General features: G+C 62.2%; 9 protein-coding genes. 7 read left to right on the forward strand and 2 right to left on the reverse strand.

Annotation, left to right across the window (positions count from 1 at the left end; translation table 11 throughout):
• Positions 1–8: 8 nt before the first annotated feature.
• On the reverse strand, positions 9–2,942 hold the full coding sequence (gene glnE / locus FS767_RS02060; protein WP_144964023.1) for a bifunctional [glutamate--ammonia ligase]-adenylyl-L-tyrosine phosphorylase/[glutamate--ammonia-ligase] adenylyltransferase: 2,934 nt from the start codon (positions 2,940–2,942) through the stop codon (positions 9–11).
• 384 nt (positions 2,943–3,326) lie between these two features.
• Here glnE and aceE point away from each other — a divergent pair, with 384 nt between their 5' ends.
• The 5 genes from aceE (at position 3,327) to FS767_RS02090 (ending at position 12,089) form a co-directional block, all read left to right on the forward strand.
• A complete protein-coding gene (gene aceE, locus FS767_RS02070) occupies positions 3,327–5,972 on the forward strand; it encodes a pyruvate dehydrogenase (acetyl-transferring), homodimeric type (protein WP_058602988.1) in 2,646 nt (881 codons plus the stop codon).
• 13 nt (positions 5,973–5,985) lie between these two features.
• A complete protein-coding gene (gene aceF / locus FS767_RS02075) occupies positions 5,986–7,635 on the forward strand; it encodes a dihydrolipoyllysine-residue acetyltransferase (protein ID WP_144964024.1) in 1,650 nt (549 codons plus the stop codon).
• Between the two features lie 323 nt (positions 7,636–7,958).
• Positions 7,959–10,646, forward strand: a complete 2,688-nt coding sequence (locus FS767_RS02080) for a bifunctional diguanylate cyclase/phosphodiesterase (protein ID WP_144964025.1) — start codon at positions 7,959–7,961, stop codon at positions 10,644–10,646.
• Between the two features lie 151 nt (positions 10,647–10,797).
• Entirely contained in the window at positions 10,798–11,463 is a 666-nt protein-coding gene (gene msrA / locus FS767_RS02085; RefSeq protein ID WP_058639072.1) for a peptide-methionine (S)-S-oxide reductase MsrA, read from the forward strand.
• A 2-nt stretch (positions 11,464–11,465) separates the two neighbouring features.
• Positions 11,466–12,089, forward strand: a complete 624-nt coding sequence (locus FS767_RS02090) for a glutathione S-transferase (RefSeq protein ID WP_144964026.1) — start codon at positions 11,466–11,468, stop codon at positions 12,087–12,089.
• A 51-nt stretch (positions 12,090–12,140) separates the two neighbouring features.
• Here FS767_RS02090 and FS767_RS02095 read toward each other — a convergent pair whose 3' ends face one another.
• Positions 12,141–12,641, reverse strand: a complete 501-nt coding sequence (locus FS767_RS02095) for an ATP-dependent zinc protease (RefSeq protein ID WP_058602983.1) — start codon at positions 12,639–12,641, stop codon at positions 12,141–12,143.
• Positions 12,642–12,823: 182 nt separating this feature from the next.
• On the opposite strand from FS767_RS02095, the gene FS767_RS02100 reads away from it, so the two are divergent.
• Together FS767_RS02100 and FS767_RS02105 are read left to right on the forward strand one after the other, a co-directional pair.
• Complete coding sequence (locus FS767_RS02100) at positions 12,824–13,705, forward strand: acyltransferase (RefSeq protein ID WP_144964027.1); 882 nt, start codon at positions 12,824–12,826, stop codon at positions 13,703–13,705.
• 216 nt (positions 13,706–13,921) lie between these two features.
• Positions 13,922–15,274 (forward strand): APC family permease, encoded by a 1,353-nt coding sequence (locus FS767_RS02105; RefSeq protein WP_144964028.1) that lies wholly within the window; start codon positions 13,922–13,924, stop codon positions 15,272–15,274.
• Positions 15,275–15,476: the final 202 nt, after the last annotated feature.

Raw genomic sequence — 15,476 nt, forward strand, 5'->3', positions numbered from 1 at the left:
GACTGGGCTCAGCTCAGGCCGAGCTCGCTCCAGATACGCCGCACCTGGCGGCGCTCATCGGCAAACTGCGCGGCATCGATCACCCCGGCCTGCTTCTGCAGCGCCTGGCGGTGAGAGGCCGAGCGAAATGCCTTGTACACCTCGCGCAGCAACACCGCGTCGGCGACAGGCATCAGCCCCACTTGCTCCAGCTCTTCCAGAATGCGGATGTTATCGGTCCATCGAACCAGGCCCGTGTGGTCATGGGACCAAGCCAAAGCGGCGTATTGCACCATAAATTCGATATCGACGATACCGCCCGCATCCTGCTTGATGTCAAAGGGCATACCCGGCTCGAAGGCGTTGGGTGCGGTGCCGGCGACAGTGGCCTTCGTGCCAAGGCTGGCGCGCATCTTGGCGCGCATTTCACTGACTTCGATACGCAGCTTCTCAAGGTCGCGGGGTTGCCCCAGCACCTGCGCCCGCACCCTCTCGAACGCCTGTCCAACCCGCGGGCAGCCCACCAGCACGCGGGCACGGACCAGTGCCTGGTGCTCCCAGGTCCAGGCCTCGCTTTGCTGGTAGCGCTCGAAAGCGCCCAGCGAGCTGACCAACAGGCCCGCGGCGCCTGAGGGCCGTAGACGCATGTCCACGTCATACAGCTGGCCCGAGTTGGTCTGGGTGGTCAGCAGGTGAATGATGCGCTGCCCCAGTCGCGTGAAGAACTGCGCACCGTCGATAGGCTTGGCGCCGTCGGTTTCGGCCTGGGGGTCGCCATCGTGGATGAACACCAGGTCCAGGTCCGACCCATGGCCCGTTTCCAGGCCGCCAACCTTGCCGTAGCCGATGATGACGAACCCCGGGTCGCAGGGAATGCCGTCGCTTCCCATCGGTTGGCCGTGGCGGGCAACGGTCTGGCGCCAGGCCAGGGCAAGTACCTGGTCGAGGATGGCCTCGGCTAGCCACGTCAGGTAGTCGCTGACCTTCATCAACGGCAGGTTGCCACTGATTTCCGAGGCGGCCACGCGCAAGCTGTGCGCCAGTTTGAAATGACGCAGCGCCTCCATCTGTTGTTCCAGGTCATCTTCCGGAATGCGCGTGAGGCGCTCGCGCAATTCGCTGGCCAGCTCCGGTGCCAGGGGCGGGCTGAACAGGCGGCCTTCATTGAGCAACTCATCGAGCAGCAACGGGTAGCGTGCGATCTGCTCGGCAATCCATGGACTGGCGGCGCACAGGGTCAGCAGACGGCGCAGGGCACCGGGGTTCTCGGTGAGCAATACCAGGTAGGCAGAGCGCCGGGCCACGGCCTCGACCAGCGGCAGTACCCGCTCAAGCACCAGGTCGGGGTTCTCGTGCTCGACCGCTTGGGCCAGCAATCGCGGAATGAAGGCGTCCAGCCGCTCGCGCCCAAGGCGCTGCATCGAACGCAGCTGCGGGCTGGCGCGCAGGGCCGCCAGGCGCCGCAAGGCCTCGCCCGGCAGCTTGAAGCCGGCCTCCTCCAGCTGACGGCCAGCAGCCTCTTCATCCTGGGCCTGCTCCCACAACGGCGACCATTCACCGCCGACCACCAACTCGCTTTCGCTTTCGTCTTCGTCGGGGTCGGCGATGACCTGCCGGAAATGCCAGTCAATGCGCTCACGCCACTGGCCAAGTTGAGCCTCGAAGGCTTGCCAGTCGGCGTAGCCCAGCATGTAGGCGACACGGGCCTGATCGGTTTCGTTCTCCGGCAACATCTGCGTCTGGCGGTCGGCAATGGCCTGGATGGCGTGCTCGGTGTAGCGCAGGAATGCATAACCCTCCCGCAGCTCGGTGACCACGGCAGGGGGCAGGTAGCCTTGGCCTTCCAGGGTAGCCAGCACCTTGAGCAGAGGCCGCTGCTGCAAGCTGAGGTCGCGACCGCCGTGAATCAGCTGGAAGGCCTGGGCGATGAACTCCACTTCGCGAATGCCGCCTGCTCCCAGCTTGATGTTGTCGGCCATGCCCTTGCGCCGCACTTCCTGCTGAATCAGCTGCTTCATGGTGCGCAGGGCTTCGATGGCCGAGAAATCCAGGTACCGCCGGTAGACGAACGGGCGCAGCATGTCCTGCAACTGGGCGCCGGCGGCCTGATCGCCTGCCACTACCCGTGCCTTGATCATGGCATAGCGTTCCCAGTCGCGGCCCTGGTCCTGGTAATACTGTTCCAGCGCGTTGAAGCTGAGCACCAGTGCACCGGACGACCCGTAAGGGCGCAGGCGCATGTCGACGCGAAACACGAAGCCATCGACAGTGACCGGGTCCAGGGCCTTGATCAGGCGCTGACCCAGGCGGGTGAAGAACTCCTGGTTGTCCAGCGAGCGTTTCACGCCTTCGGTTTCGCCGCCTTCGGGGAATGCGAAGATCAAGTCGATGTCCGAGGAGAGGTTCAGCTCGCGTGCTCCGAGCTTGCCCATGCCCAGCACCACCATGTGTTGTGGGTGGCCGCTGCGGTTGCCGATCGGCGTGCCGAATTGCTGGCAGTGCCGTGGGTACAACCACTGGTAGGCCTCGTCGATGGCGGCATCGGCCAGGTCGGAGAGATCGCGGCAGGTCTCACCGAGATCGGCCTGGCGGGTGATGTCACGCCAGATGATGCGTACCTGCTGGCGGTTGCGCTCGCGACGCAGGTTGCGGGCAAGCTCGTCCTCGCTTTGCGCCGCCTGGGCAACCTTGGCAACATGGCCGCGCAGCTCGCCTGGCCCGTAGCCCCGCTCCAGCTCGCCGCTGCGCATCAGCCCGCAGAGCAGGCCCGGGTCGCGCTGCACCTGGGTCAGCACGAAGTCGCTGACGGCCGCCACCTGGTCGAACTGCCGAGCATGCCGCTCGCTCCAACTGCCCAGGTCCAGTTCGGGGTGTGCGGCCACCGCCTCGTGCAGAAACTGTTGGTTGCGCAGGGTCAGTGGTTGAAGAACGGCAGGCAGCAGGCAAGGCAAAGGCAGGCGCATGGGCTATCCTTGATCGGCGTGAAATGGATGAGGAAAGGCGGCCAAGGGAAAGCCGGACCACGGTTGGACTGTCATACAAAAGTTGGAAATAGCTGAAAACATCGAATTCGTGGCATGGAACATCAACAGTTACCCGTTCGTGGAACATTGCCAACCAACATGAACGTTTTTCCTCACAAGCCAGGATGCGACCAAACGTCGCACAAATGTAGTTTTACTACTGTGCCTGTCGCGCAAAAGCATGAAATGCGAAAGCAAATGTAGTAAAACTACACGGCGCCGGACGAAGATCCCGGTAATCCAAGAATTCACGACGTCTGCCCATAAGGCCAGTCGCAATCTCAGGCAATCGATTCTGGTTGCCTTTCCGCCCTGGAGCAAGCCATGCAAGACCTCGATCCAATCGAAACCCAGGAATGGCTGGATGCCCTGGAGTCGGTCCTCGACAAAGAAGGCGAAGACCGCGCTCATTACCTGATGACCCGTATGGGCGAGCTGGCCACCCGCAGTGGCTCCCAGCTGCCATATGCGATCACCACGCCATACCGCAACACCATCCCTGTCACCCACGAAGCACGCATGCCTGGCGACCTGTTCATGGAACGCCGCATTCGCTCGATGGTGCGTTGGAACGCCCTGGCCATGGTCGTGCGCACCAACCTGAAAGACTCGGACCTGGGCGGACACATCTCCAGCTTCGCCTCCAGCGCCACCCTGTACGACATCGGCTTCAACTACTTCTTCCAGGCGCCGACCGAAGAGCACGGCGGCGATCTGATCTTCTTCCAGGGCCACGCCTCGCCGGGCGTCTACGCCCGCGCCTTCATGGAAGGCCGCATCAGCGAAGAGCAGATGAACAACTTCCGCCAGGAAGTCGATGGCAACGGCCTGTCCTCGTACCCACACCCTTGGCTGATGCCTGACTTCTGGCAGTTCCCGACCGTTTCGATGGGTCTGGGCCCAATCCAGGCCATCTACCAGGCACGCTTCATGAAGTACCTGGAAGCCCGTGGGTTCATTCCGGCAGGCAAGCAGAAAGTTTGGTGCTTCATGGGCGACGGCGAGTGCGACGAGCCCGAATCCCTGGGCGCAATCGCCCTGGCCGGCCGCGAGAAGCTGGACAACCTGATCTTCGTCATCAACTGCAACCTGCAGCGCCTCGACGGCCCGGTTCGCGGCAACGGCAAGATCATCCAGGAACTCGAAGGCGTGTTCCGCGGCGGTGGCTGGAACGTCAACAAAGTGGTCTGGGGTCGCTTCTGGGATCCGCTGCTGGCCAAGGACACCAACGGTGCCCTGCAACGCCGTATGGACGAAGTCATCGACGGCGAGTACCAGAACTACAAGGCCAAAGACGGCGCTTACGTGCGTGAGCACTTCTTCAACACCCCAGAGCTCAAGGCCATGGTCGAAGACCTGTCCGACGACGAGATCTGGAAGCTCAACCGTGGCGGCCACGACCCGTACAAGGTCTATGCGGCCTACCACCAGGCGGTCAACCACAAGGACCAGCCTACCGTCATCCTGGCCAAGACCATCAAGGGTTACGGTACCGGTGCCGGCGAAGCCAAGAACACCGCGCACAACACCAAGAAGGTCGATGTCGACAGCCTGCGTCACTTCCGTGACCGCTTCGATATTCCCGTCAAGGATGCGGACCTGGAGAACCTGCCGTTCTACAAGCCCGAAGAAGGTTCTGCCGAGGCCCGTTACCTGGCCGAGCGCCGTGCAGCCCTGGGCGGCTTCGTGCCTCAGCGCCGCGCCAAGAGCTTCAGCGTGCCGACCCCGCCTCTGGAAACCCTCAAGGCGATCCTGGACGGCTCGGGCGACCGCGAAATTTCCACTACCATGGCGTTCGTGCGCATCCTGGCGCAGTTGGTCAAGGACAAGGAAATCGGTCAGCGCATCGTGCCGATCATCCCTGACGAAGCCCGTACCTTCGGCATGGAAGGCATGTTCCGCCAGTTGGGCATCTACTCGTCGGTTGGCCAGCTCTACGAGCCGGTCGACAAGGACCAGGTGATGTTCTACCGCGAGGACAAGAAAGGCCAGATCCTCGAAGAAGGCATCAACGAAGCCGGCGCCATGTCGTCGTTCATCGCTGCCGGTACTTCGTACAGCTGCCACAACCAGCCGATGCTGCCGTTCTACATCTTCTATTCGATGTTCGGCTTCCAGCGTATCGGCGACCTGGCCTGGGCCGCTGGCGACAGCCGTACCCGTGGCTTCCTGATCGGCGGCACCGCCGGCCGTACCACGCTCAACGGCGAAGGCTTGCAGCACGAGGACGGTCACAGCCACATGATGGCCGGTACCATCCCGAACTGCCGCACCTATGATCCAACCTACGGCTACGAGCTGGCGGTGATCATCCAGGACGGCATGAAGAAGATGACCGAAGAGCAACAGGACATCTTCTACTACATCACCGTGATGAATGAGTCCTACCAGCAGCCAGCCATTCCGGCCGGTGCCGAGGAAGGCATCATCAAGGGCATGTACCTGCTCGAGGAAGACACCCGCGAAGCCGCACACCACGTGCAGCTGATGGGTTCGGGCACTATCCTGCGCGAAGTGCGCGAAGCGGCGAAGATTCTGCGTGAAGAGTTCAACGTCGGTGCCGACGTGTGGAGCGTCACCAGCTTCAACGAACTGCGTCGCGACGGTCTGGCCGTGGAACGTGCCAACCGCCTCAAGCCTGGCCAGAAGCCACAGCAGACCTACGTCGAGCAGTGCTTGAGCGGCCGCAAGGGGCCAGTCATCGCTTCCACCGACTACATGAAGCTGTTCGCCGAGCAGATCCGCCAGTGGGTGCCGAGCAAAGAGTTCAAGGTCCTGGGTACCGACGGTTACGGTCGCAGCGACAGCCGCAAGAAGCTGCGTCACTTCTTCGAAGTAGACCGTCACTTCGTGGTACTGGCTGCCCTGGAAGCGCTGGCTGACCGTGGCGAGATCGAACCCAAGGTTGTGGCTGACGCCATCGTCAAGTTCGGCATCGACCCGGACAAGCGCAACCCATTGGACTGCTGAGGAGTATTTTTAAGTGAGCGAACTCATTCGCGTACCTGACATCGGCAGCGGTGAAGGTGAAATCATCGAGCTGTTCGTCAAGGTCGGTGACCGTATCGAGGCTGACCAAAGCCTGCTGACCCTGGAGTCCGACAAGGCCTCCATGGAGATTCCGGCGCCAAAGGCCGGTATCGTCAAGGAACTGAAAGTCAAGCTGGGTGATCGCCTGAAAGAAGGCGACGAACTCCTGGTTCTGGAAGCCGAAGGTGCCGCTGATGCGGCCCCTGAGGCACCTGCGGCCGAACAGAAGCCAGCACAGGCCGAAGCGGCCGCACCGGCACCTGCTGCCGAGGCCGCGCCAGCACCCGCTGCCGCCCCGGTTGCCGCTAGCGTGCAGGATATCCACGTGCCGGACATTGGTTCGTCGGGTAAGGCCAAGATCATCGAAGTGCTGGTCAAGGCAGGCGATACCGTCGAAGCCGATCAGTCGCTGATCACCCTGGAGTCCGACAAGGCCTCCATGGAAATCCCTTCGCCTGCCGCTGGCGTGGTCAAGGAAGTCATTGCCAAGCTTGATGACGAAGTGGGCACCGGCGACCTGATCCTTAAGCTGGAAATTGCAGGCGCAGCGCCTGCCCCAGCGCAGGCTCCGGCCGCCGCTGCACCGGCCAAGACCGAAGCCGCACCCGCCGCTGCACCTGCCGCTGCTGCCCCGGCTGCCGCTGCGCCTGCGCCAGCCGCAACTGCCCCGGCGGCCGGCAGCAACGCCAAGGTGCACGCCGGCCCAGCCGTGCGTCAGCTGGCCCGTGAGTTCGGCGTAGAGCTCGGCGCCGTGGCAGCGACCGGCCCACACGGCCGCATCCTGAAAGAAGACGTGCAGGTTTACGTCAAGGCCATGATGCAGAAGGCCAAGGAAGCGCCGGCAGCTGCCGGTGCAACCGGCGGCGCTGGCATTCCGCCAATTCCGGTGGTCGATTTCAGCAAGTTCGGTGAAGTCGAAGAAGTGGCCATGACCCGCCTGATGCAGGTCGGTGCTGCCAACCTGCACCGCAGCTGGCTGAACGTGCCGCACGTTACCCAGTTCGACTCCGCTGACATCACTGAGCTCGAAGCCTTCCGCGTTGCCCAGAAAGCCGTCGCAGAAAAGGCCGGCGTCAAGCTGACCGTCCTGCCGCTGCTGCTCAAGGCCTGCGCCTTCCTGCTCAAGGAACTGCCAGACTTCAACAGCTCGCTGGCACCAAGCGGCAAAGCAGTCATCCGCAAGAAATACGTGCACATCGGTTTTGCCGTGGACACGCCCGATGGCCTGCTGGTACCGGTAATCAAGAACGTCGACCAGAAGAGCCTGCTGCAGCTGGCTGCCGAAGCGGCTGCACTGGCCGAGAAGGCGCGCACCAAGAAGCTGTCGGCGGACGAGATGCAGGGCGCCTGCTTCACCATCTCCAGCCTTGGTCACATTGGCGGCACCGGCTTCACGCCGATCGTCAACGCCCCCGAGGTGGCCATCCTGGGCGTCTCCAAGGCGACCATGCAACCTGTCTGGGACGGCAAGGCCTTCCAGCCCAAGCTGATGCTGCCGCTGTCGCTGTCGTACGATCACCGTGTGATCAACGGCGCCGCCGCTGCGCGCTTCACCAAGCGTCTGGGCGATGTCCTGGGCGATATTCGCACCATGCTGCTGTAAGGCAGCGCACTGCCCCTCCTGGTGAGGGGCAGCTTCTTTTTCGAGCTGCCACGCTCGTACCTCAACCCCGTCGATTGACGGGGCTTTTTTTGCCTGGAGCAAAGTAGGCGCCGAGCGGGAACAGGATGGTCCCGACGCACGGCCGCGTTGCCGAGCATCGCTGCAAACCCGCACTTAACAGCCGTCCTACAGATTCCGTGGCGTCGGCCGATAACCTTGTTACAGCTTCGTACGTGGCCGCTTGCCAGCTATAGGGACATGATGCAACCTTGCCAGATTCGACGCGGTCCAACGCGCGCGTTCCCTCTTCAAGCGAGTCTTCGATGAAAAGCCAACCCGATGCTGGCAACCGTGTGACGGGCGAGGTCGTCACGCAGTTACCCGTGCCCTCGCGGTTGGGCATGCTGCGCTTCGAAAGGCTCAACGAAGCCAGTTGGTCGCTGCTCTACCTGGACCCGGCCTGCGAGCGTCAGTTCGGCGTTCATGCCAGTGACCTCTGCGCGCTGGTCGATGCCCCTTACGCCAGCCTCATGGAACCTGAGGCCCGCTACCGACTGCATGACGACATCCAGCTGCAACTGTCGCAACGCGGCTATTACCGCGTGCGCTATACCCTGCACACGCCAGGCGCCTCCGTGCGCATGCTGGAGGTCGGCGAAGTTTTCAAACAGCATGCCCGCCAGTTGCTGTGTGGCTACCTGAGCGTACTCGACGATCACCCGGAAGACACGGGCGAGACCGCCAGTGACCTGGAGTCACGCAACAACCGCCTGCAGTTGGCCCTGCAACTGAACCAGCGTGCCCAGCGTGAGCAGCTCGAGCACCTGGAGCGCGTGCGCAGCCAGCAGGACCTCATCCTGCGCCTGGCCCGTCAACGCTACAGCGCCGAGAACTCTTTGCTCGAAGCCGCTGAGCTGATCACCCGTAGCGCTTGTGAGATCTACAAGATCGACTGCGCCGGTATCTGGCACTTGGAAGGCCAACGGCTTGAGCCGATCACCGCCTGGTACAGCGACGTGCAAGCGCACCGCCAACCCGAGGCCATCGATGCCAGCCATTTCCCGGATTACCTTGAGGCCCTGCATGCCAGCCGTGCGATCGACGCGCACAACGCCGGGCACGATCCCCGTACACGTGCATTAATGCAGAGCCTGGGGCCTGGCAACAAGGCGATGCTCGATGCCAGCATTCGCGTCGACGGACAGGTGGTGGGCGTCTTGTGCCTGGAACAGGCCGGCCAGCCACGCGCCTGGCAGTCCGATGAGATCGCCTTTGCCGGTGAGCTGGCCGACCAGTTCGCCCAGGTCATCACCAATCACAACCGCCGTGCGGCGGCCAGTGCGCTGCACCTGTTCCAACGCGCCGTGGAGCAGAGCGCCAGTGCCTTCCTGTTGGTGAACCGGGATGGGCAGGTTGAGTATGTGAACCCGAGCTTCACTGCCATCACCCAGTACAGCACCGAGGAAGTGCAAGGGCGTCACCTGGGTGAATTGCCCGCCCTTGAGAACCTCAACGAGCTGCTGTTCGACTCGCCTTCGAGCCTGGCCATGGGTAACAGCTGGCAGGGCGAATTCAAGAGCCGGCGCAAGAACCTGGAGCCCTATTGGGGGCAGCTGTCGATTTCCAAGGTGTATGGTGACAACCGCGAGCTGACCCATTACATCGGCATCTACGAAGATGTCACCCAGAGCAAGCTTGCGCAGCAGCGCATCGAGCGGCTGGCCTACACCGACAACCTGACCAACTTGGGTAACCGTCCGGCGTTCATCCGCAGCCTGGATGAATGCTTCGCCCGGGATGTGCAGAATCCGATGTGCCTGCTGCTGGTGGACATCGACAACTTCAAGCGCATCAACGACAGCCTGGGCCATCACACGGGCGACAAGCTGCTCATCAGCCTGGCCAGGCGCCTGCGCAACAGCCTGCATGCCGGCGGCATCCTGGCCCGATTTGCCAGTAACGAGTTTGCCGTGTTGCTCGACGACACCAGCCTGGAGGCCGGCCAGGGGGTTGCGCAACAATTGTTGCGCACCCTCGACAAGCCAATGTTCGTCGACAACCAGCTGATCAATGTCACTGCATCGGTGGGCCTGGCCAGTGCTCCCCAGCACGGTGCCGACCCCACCAGCCTGATGAAAAACGCCGGGTTGGCACTGCACAAGGCCAAGGCCAACGGCAAGCACCAAGTGCAGGTGTTCACCGAGGTCCTCAACGCCGAAGCCAGCTACAAACTGTTCGTCGAGAACAACCTGCGCCGCGCATTGACCCAGAACGAGCTGGAGGTGTTCTATCAGCCCAAGCTGTGCCTGCGCAGCGGCCGGCTGCTGGGCTTGGAAGCCCTGTTGCGCTGGAACCATCCCGAACGGGGCATGATCCGCCCTGACCAGTTCATCAGCGTGGCCGAAGAAACCGGTCTGATCATTCCCATCGGCAAATGGGTGGTGCGCCAGTCGTGCCGCATGAGCAACGAACTGCGTGCAGCAGGGCTTGGCAACCTGCATGTTGCGATCAACCTGTCGCCCAAGCAGTTTTCCGACCCTGATCTGGTCGCTTCGATCAGTAGCATCATCGGGGAAGAAGGCTTGCCTGCGCACCAACTGGAGCTGGAGCTGACCGAAGGGTTGCTGCTCGAAGCCAGTGAAGACACCCACCGGCAACTCGACGAACTCAAGGCATTGGGCCTGACCCTGGCCATGGATGACTTCGGCACCGGTTACTCCTCGCTGAGCTACCTGAAGAAGTTTCCGATCGACATCCTCAAGATCGACCGCAGCTTCATCAAGGACATCCCCGACAACCAGGACGACATGGAAATCACCTCGGCGGTGATCGCCATGGCCCATAACCTCAAGCTGAAGGTGGTGGCCGAGGGCATTGAAACTCCTGCGCAGCTGGGTTTCCTGCGTCGACACCGGTGTGACATCGGGCAGGGCTACCTGTTTGACCGGCCTATCCCGGGGCGAGAGCTGGCAGAGCGCCTGCAACGCTACCCGCGAGGCCCAGCCGCCTGACAGCAGCGCAAACCTCGGGCACACTAGAAACCATTCGGGCTGCATCGCAGGCTGGTCCGTCCTCACAGATCGCGCAGGTCATGTGATCGGGAGCGGACTTGTCGGCGATAGCCCTGACGCTATCCAACTGAATAGACACAGAGGAACGGCCATGGTCCTGCGTTCGGAAATACTGGTGAACAAAAATGTCATGCCCACTGCGGAGCAGGCCCTGCCTGGCCGCGAAACGCCGATGAGCCTGCCCGAGTTCCACTACGTGTTCAAGGAGACGCCGCTGCTTGGGCCATTCTTCGAGGACGTGGATTTCGCGATTTTCGGCCTGGGGTGTTTCTGGGGCGCGGAACGCCGATTCTGGCAGCGTGAGGGGGTGGTCAGTACCGTTGTGGGTTATGCCGGCGGCTTTACGCCGAACCCGACCTACGAAGAGGTCTGCTCAGGCCTGACCGGGCACACCGAAGTGGTGCTGGTGGTCTTCGACAAGAGCAAAGTGAGCTACGGTGAACTGCTGACCATGTTCTGGGAACTGCATAACCCGACCCAGGGCATGCGCCAGGGCAACGATGTCGGCACGCAGTACCGCTCGGCCATCTACTGCACCAGCCCCGAACAGCTGGAACAGGCCAAGGCCAGCCGCGACGCTTTCCAGGCCGAACTGAGCAAGGCTGGCTTCGGCGAAATCACCACTGAAATCGACCAGGCACCGACGGTGTACTTCGCCGAGGCCTACCACCAGCAGTACCTGGCCAAGAACCCGGACGGCTACTGCGGTATCGGCGGTACGGGCGTGTGCATGCCGGCCAGTTTGCAAGGAAACTGAGCATGAGCACCATGACCCTGTTCCACTCGCCCCTGTCGCCATTCGTACGCAAGGTCATGGTGGTGTTGCACGAGACCGGCCAACTGGACCGAGTGGCACTTGAGCCTGTGAACATCAGCCCGGTCAACGGGGACGAGCAGCTCAACGCCGGCAATCCGATTGGCAAGATTCCGGCGCTGCGCCTGGCAGACGGTACCGTGCTGCACGACAGCCGGGTGATCTGCGAGTACCTGGATCAGCAACATGTGGGGTTGCCGCTGCTGCCCCGTGAAGGCTCTGCTCGCTGGCGACGCATGACGCTGGTCTCCCAGGCGGATGCCATTCTGGATGCGGCCGTCTCGAGCCGCTACGAAACGCTCGTGCGACCGGTCGAGAAACGTTGGGATGGGTGGCTGGAGGCGCAGGGGGACAAGATCCGCCGCAGCCTGGCCAACCTTGAGCAAGCCCACCTGGCGGAGCTGATGTCAGGGTTCGACTTGGCCGCGATCGGCGTGGCTTGCGCATTGGGGTACCTGGACTTGCGCCAGCCTACGTTCGGCTGGCGTGAACGCCAGCCTGGCCTGGCGGCCTGGTATGCCGAGGTGAGCACGCGGCCTTCGATGGTGGCAACGGCACCGGATGCCTGACAGACGGCCAGTGGAGCGGCAGCAACAACGCGCCTGCTCAGGCAACGATGATCAGCAGTCAGGCTTGCCAGCGGTGAATCGTTTTGCCGGATTCACCGCGCCCTTGAACTCGCGCAGCGCCTTGGCACCCACCAACAGCGGGTAGTTGAAGTTGCTGCGATCCACCAGGTTGACCTCCACGGTTCGCTTCACGTCTCCCAGGCACAGTTCCAGGTCTACCACCGGGCGCTTGGCACTCTCGGGTGTATCGCCCTCATCCTCGTCATCGGCACGGCCCTTGATCTTGCTGATACGCGAGACCTGGTGCTCGTAAACCTTGCCGTCGGCATCCTTGGTCGCCAGGCGGAAACGTACCCACTCCTGCCCATCGCGGGTGAACAACTCGATGTCCTTGGCCGACAGCGACGCCGTATAGGCGCCAGTATCCATCTTGGCCTTGAGCGTCTGGCCAATCTCCGGCAGCGCGATATTCTCGTAGCGCCCGTACAGCGTAGGTTCGGCGGCCATCACCGGTAGCGTCAACAACGTCAGCACGGCAAACAGTGATTTCACAAGCAAGCTTCCTTGATCGATTTACGGGTTAGACCGCACAAGCAGCCCAGGTTCGCGGTCCAAAGCCTAACCAACATAATGTGAAACATTTGTCCGTGCCGCCGGGCATTGGAGGTTTGGCGTAGTCCGCAAGCCTGCTTATCATTGCCGATCGTTATGGTTCTGACAGAAAGAGTCTCCTTATGCGTCGCGTGCTGACCGGCATACTCACAGCCACCTTGCTGCTGCTCAACACCTTGGTGTTGATCGGGCCCCTGCTGGTGTTCGCCTTGTTCAAACTGGTGCTACCTGGCCGTGGGCGCGACCGTGCATCAGGGGCCGTGATGTGGGTGGCCGAAACCTGGTCGGAAATCGACAAAGCCATCTTTGCCTTGTGCACACCCACCCAATGGGACATTCGCGGTATCGAAAACCTGCGCCGTGACACCTCGTACCTTGCAATCAGCAACCACCAGAGCTGGGTGGACATTCCCGCCTTGATCGAGAGCCTCAACCGACGCACCCCCTTCTTCAAGTTCTTCCTGAAAAAGGAATTGATCTGGGTGCCGCTGCTGGGCCTGGCATGGTGGGGCCTGGACTATCCGTTCATGAAGCGCTACAGCAAGGCCTTTCTGGAGAAGCACCCCGAGCTCAAGGGCAAGGATCTGGAAATCACCAAGGCTGCCTGCGAGCTGTTCAAGCGCCAACCGGTGACCGTGGTCAATTACCTGGAAGGCACCCGCTTCACCGAGGCCAAGCGCCAGGCGCAGCACTCACCCTACCGCCATCTGCTAAAGCCCAAGGCCGGTGGCGTGGCGTTCGTGCTCGCAGCGCTGGGTGAGCAGCTCGATGCGTTGCTGGACGTCACCATTGTGTACCCAGGCGAAAAGGCGCCAGGTTTCTGGGACTTGCTCAATGGCAGTGTCAGCCGGGTAATTATCGACATTCAGGTGCGCGAGCTCGATTCAGCGCTATGGGCGGGCGATTACGAAAGCGATCCTGTTTTCCGTCAGACAGTTCAGGCGTGGGTGAACCAGCTGTGGCTGGAAAAGGATGAGCGGATCGAGCGGTTGCGTTGGGAATGAATGCACTTTATTGCTTCTGTGGCTCTAGCGCCGGCAAGCCGGGGCCTGAAGGATCATGACAGCCATCGGGACATTCAGGCGGTAGGGCTACTTGACGCTGGAACAGCCTGCCAATGCCCGCCAAGCTTTTATTCGGCCTCCTGATACTTCTTGTCACACACCCCTTTTGTGGATAAAGATCGATCACAGACAACTACAAAAACTCTGGATCGACCGATGACCCAACCATCAAGCTCAGTCCCACCCCAGCTCCGTCGAGTTCTGGGCCTTCCTGCCCTGGTATTCTTCGGCCTGGTGTACATGGTCCCGCTGACCATCTTCACCACCTACGGCATCGTCACCGAGCTTACCGGTGGCCGCACGGCAGGCGCCTATCTGATCACGCTGATGGCCATGCTGTTCACAGCCGCGTCCTACAGCTTCATGGTCAAACGCTTTCCTGTCGCAGGTTCGGCCTACTCCTACACCCACATGGCTTTCGGCCAGAACACAGGCTTTCTGGCGGGCTGGTCGCTACTGCTCGACTACCTGTTCCTGCCGATGATCAACTACCTGCTCATCGGCCTGTTCCTGAACATCGCCTTCCCAGCAGTGCCGGCCTGGGCTTTCGTACTCGCCTGCATCGCCTTGGTGACCGTTCTCAACGTGGTCGGTATCAGCTCGGTGGCCAAGACCAGCAATCTGATCGTGGGCGCGCAAATCGTCTTCATTGGGGTGTTCATCGCGCTGTCCTGGCAGACCCTCAACCACGGCCAGCCCATCGACTGGCTGGCGCCGCTGCACGGTGACGGTAGCGCACCTGGCTTTGGTCCGATGATGGCAGGCGCGGCAGTGCTATGCCTGTCCTTCCTGGGGTTCGATGCCGTCTCCACCCTCGCCGAGGAAAGCCGCGATGCTCGGCGGGACGTGCCTCGGGCAATCATCCTCACCACGCTGTTCGCCGGCCTGCTGTTCACCGTGCTGGCCTATGTGAGCCAACTGGTGCTGCCAGGCAGCACCTTCGCCAATGCCGATGCTGCTGCGAACGAGGTCATGCTCAAGGCAGGCGGGCAGTTCCTGGCCAACTTCTTCACTGCCGCTTATGTCGCCGGTAGCCTCGGCTCGGCCTTGGCATCGCAGGCCGCAGTGTCGCGCATCCTCTACACCATGGGCCGTGACCGGGTGCTGCCGCAGCGCACCTTCGGTCACCTGTCGCCACGCCTCGGTACACCGGTATTCGCCATCGTGGTGGTGTCGGCGTTCTCACTGCTGGCGCTGGTGATCGACTTGTCCACCCTGGCCTCGCTGATCAGCTTCGGCGCCTTGGTGGCGTTCTCGGCGGTGAACCTGGCGGTGGTGAAGACGCATCTGATGGACGATGCCAGCCTGCGCACTGCGAAAGGGCTATTGAGCTATGGCGTAGTGCCACTGGTGGGCTTGGGGTTGACGCTGTGGCTGTGGACCAGTCTGTCGGCGCTGACCTTGGTGATTGGCCTGTGCTGGTTTGCGCTGGGGCTGGCATACCTGGCAGTGCTGACCGCCGGCTTCCGCCGCCCGGTGCGCCTGGTGGACTTCACCGAGGCTGCCTGACCCAATCATCTCGCGGCCTGCGCGGCCCCTTGAGCGGCCTTGCCGGGGCGCCGGACCGGTCGGAAAGGGCCGCGCAGCTGTCCCGGCAATCTCCGAGGCGAAGCTGAAATTCCGGAGCCGCTACGCCAGGGCGGCTCCCCTGAAGTAGTCTGAAGCCAGCGGCGTGCACTAGTAATTCTGCTAGTTGTACCGGGCCTCGAAA

This window comes from Pseudomonas sp. DE0010 (assembly GCF_007680745.1).
Lineage (GTDB): Bacteria > Pseudomonadota > Gammaproteobacteria > Pseudomonadales > Pseudomonadaceae > Aquipseudomonas > Aquipseudomonas parafulva_B.

What these genes read in the sequence shown, in the direction of transcription:
- glnE (WP_144964023.1), bottom strand. Translation starts at nt 2,942, where the DNA reads ATGCGCCTGCCTTTGCCTTGCCTGCTGCCTGCCGTTCTTCAACCACTG.
- aceE (WP_058602988.1), top strand. Translation starts at nt 3,327, where the DNA reads ATGCAAGACCTCGATCCAATCGAAACCCAGGAATGGCTGGATGCCCTG.
- FS767_RS02080 (WP_144964025.1), top strand. Translation starts at nt 7,959, where the DNA reads ATGAAAAGCCAACCCGATGCTGGCAACCGTGTGACGGGCGAGGTCGTC.
- msrA (WP_058639072.1), top strand. Translation starts at nt 10,798, where the DNA reads ATGGTCCTGCGTTCGGAAATACTGGTGAACAAAAATGTCATGCCCACT.
- FS767_RS02090 (WP_144964026.1), top strand. Translation starts at nt 11,466, where the DNA reads ATGAGCACCATGACCCTGTTCCACTCGCCCCTGTCGCCATTCGTACGC.
- FS767_RS02100 (WP_144964027.1), top strand. Translation starts at nt 12,824, where the DNA reads ATGCGTCGCGTGCTGACCGGCATACTCACAGCCACCTTGCTGCTGCTC.
- FS767_RS02105 (WP_144964028.1), top strand. Translation starts at nt 13,922, where the DNA reads ATGACCCAACCATCAAGCTCAGTCCCACCCCAGCTCCGTCGAGTTCTG.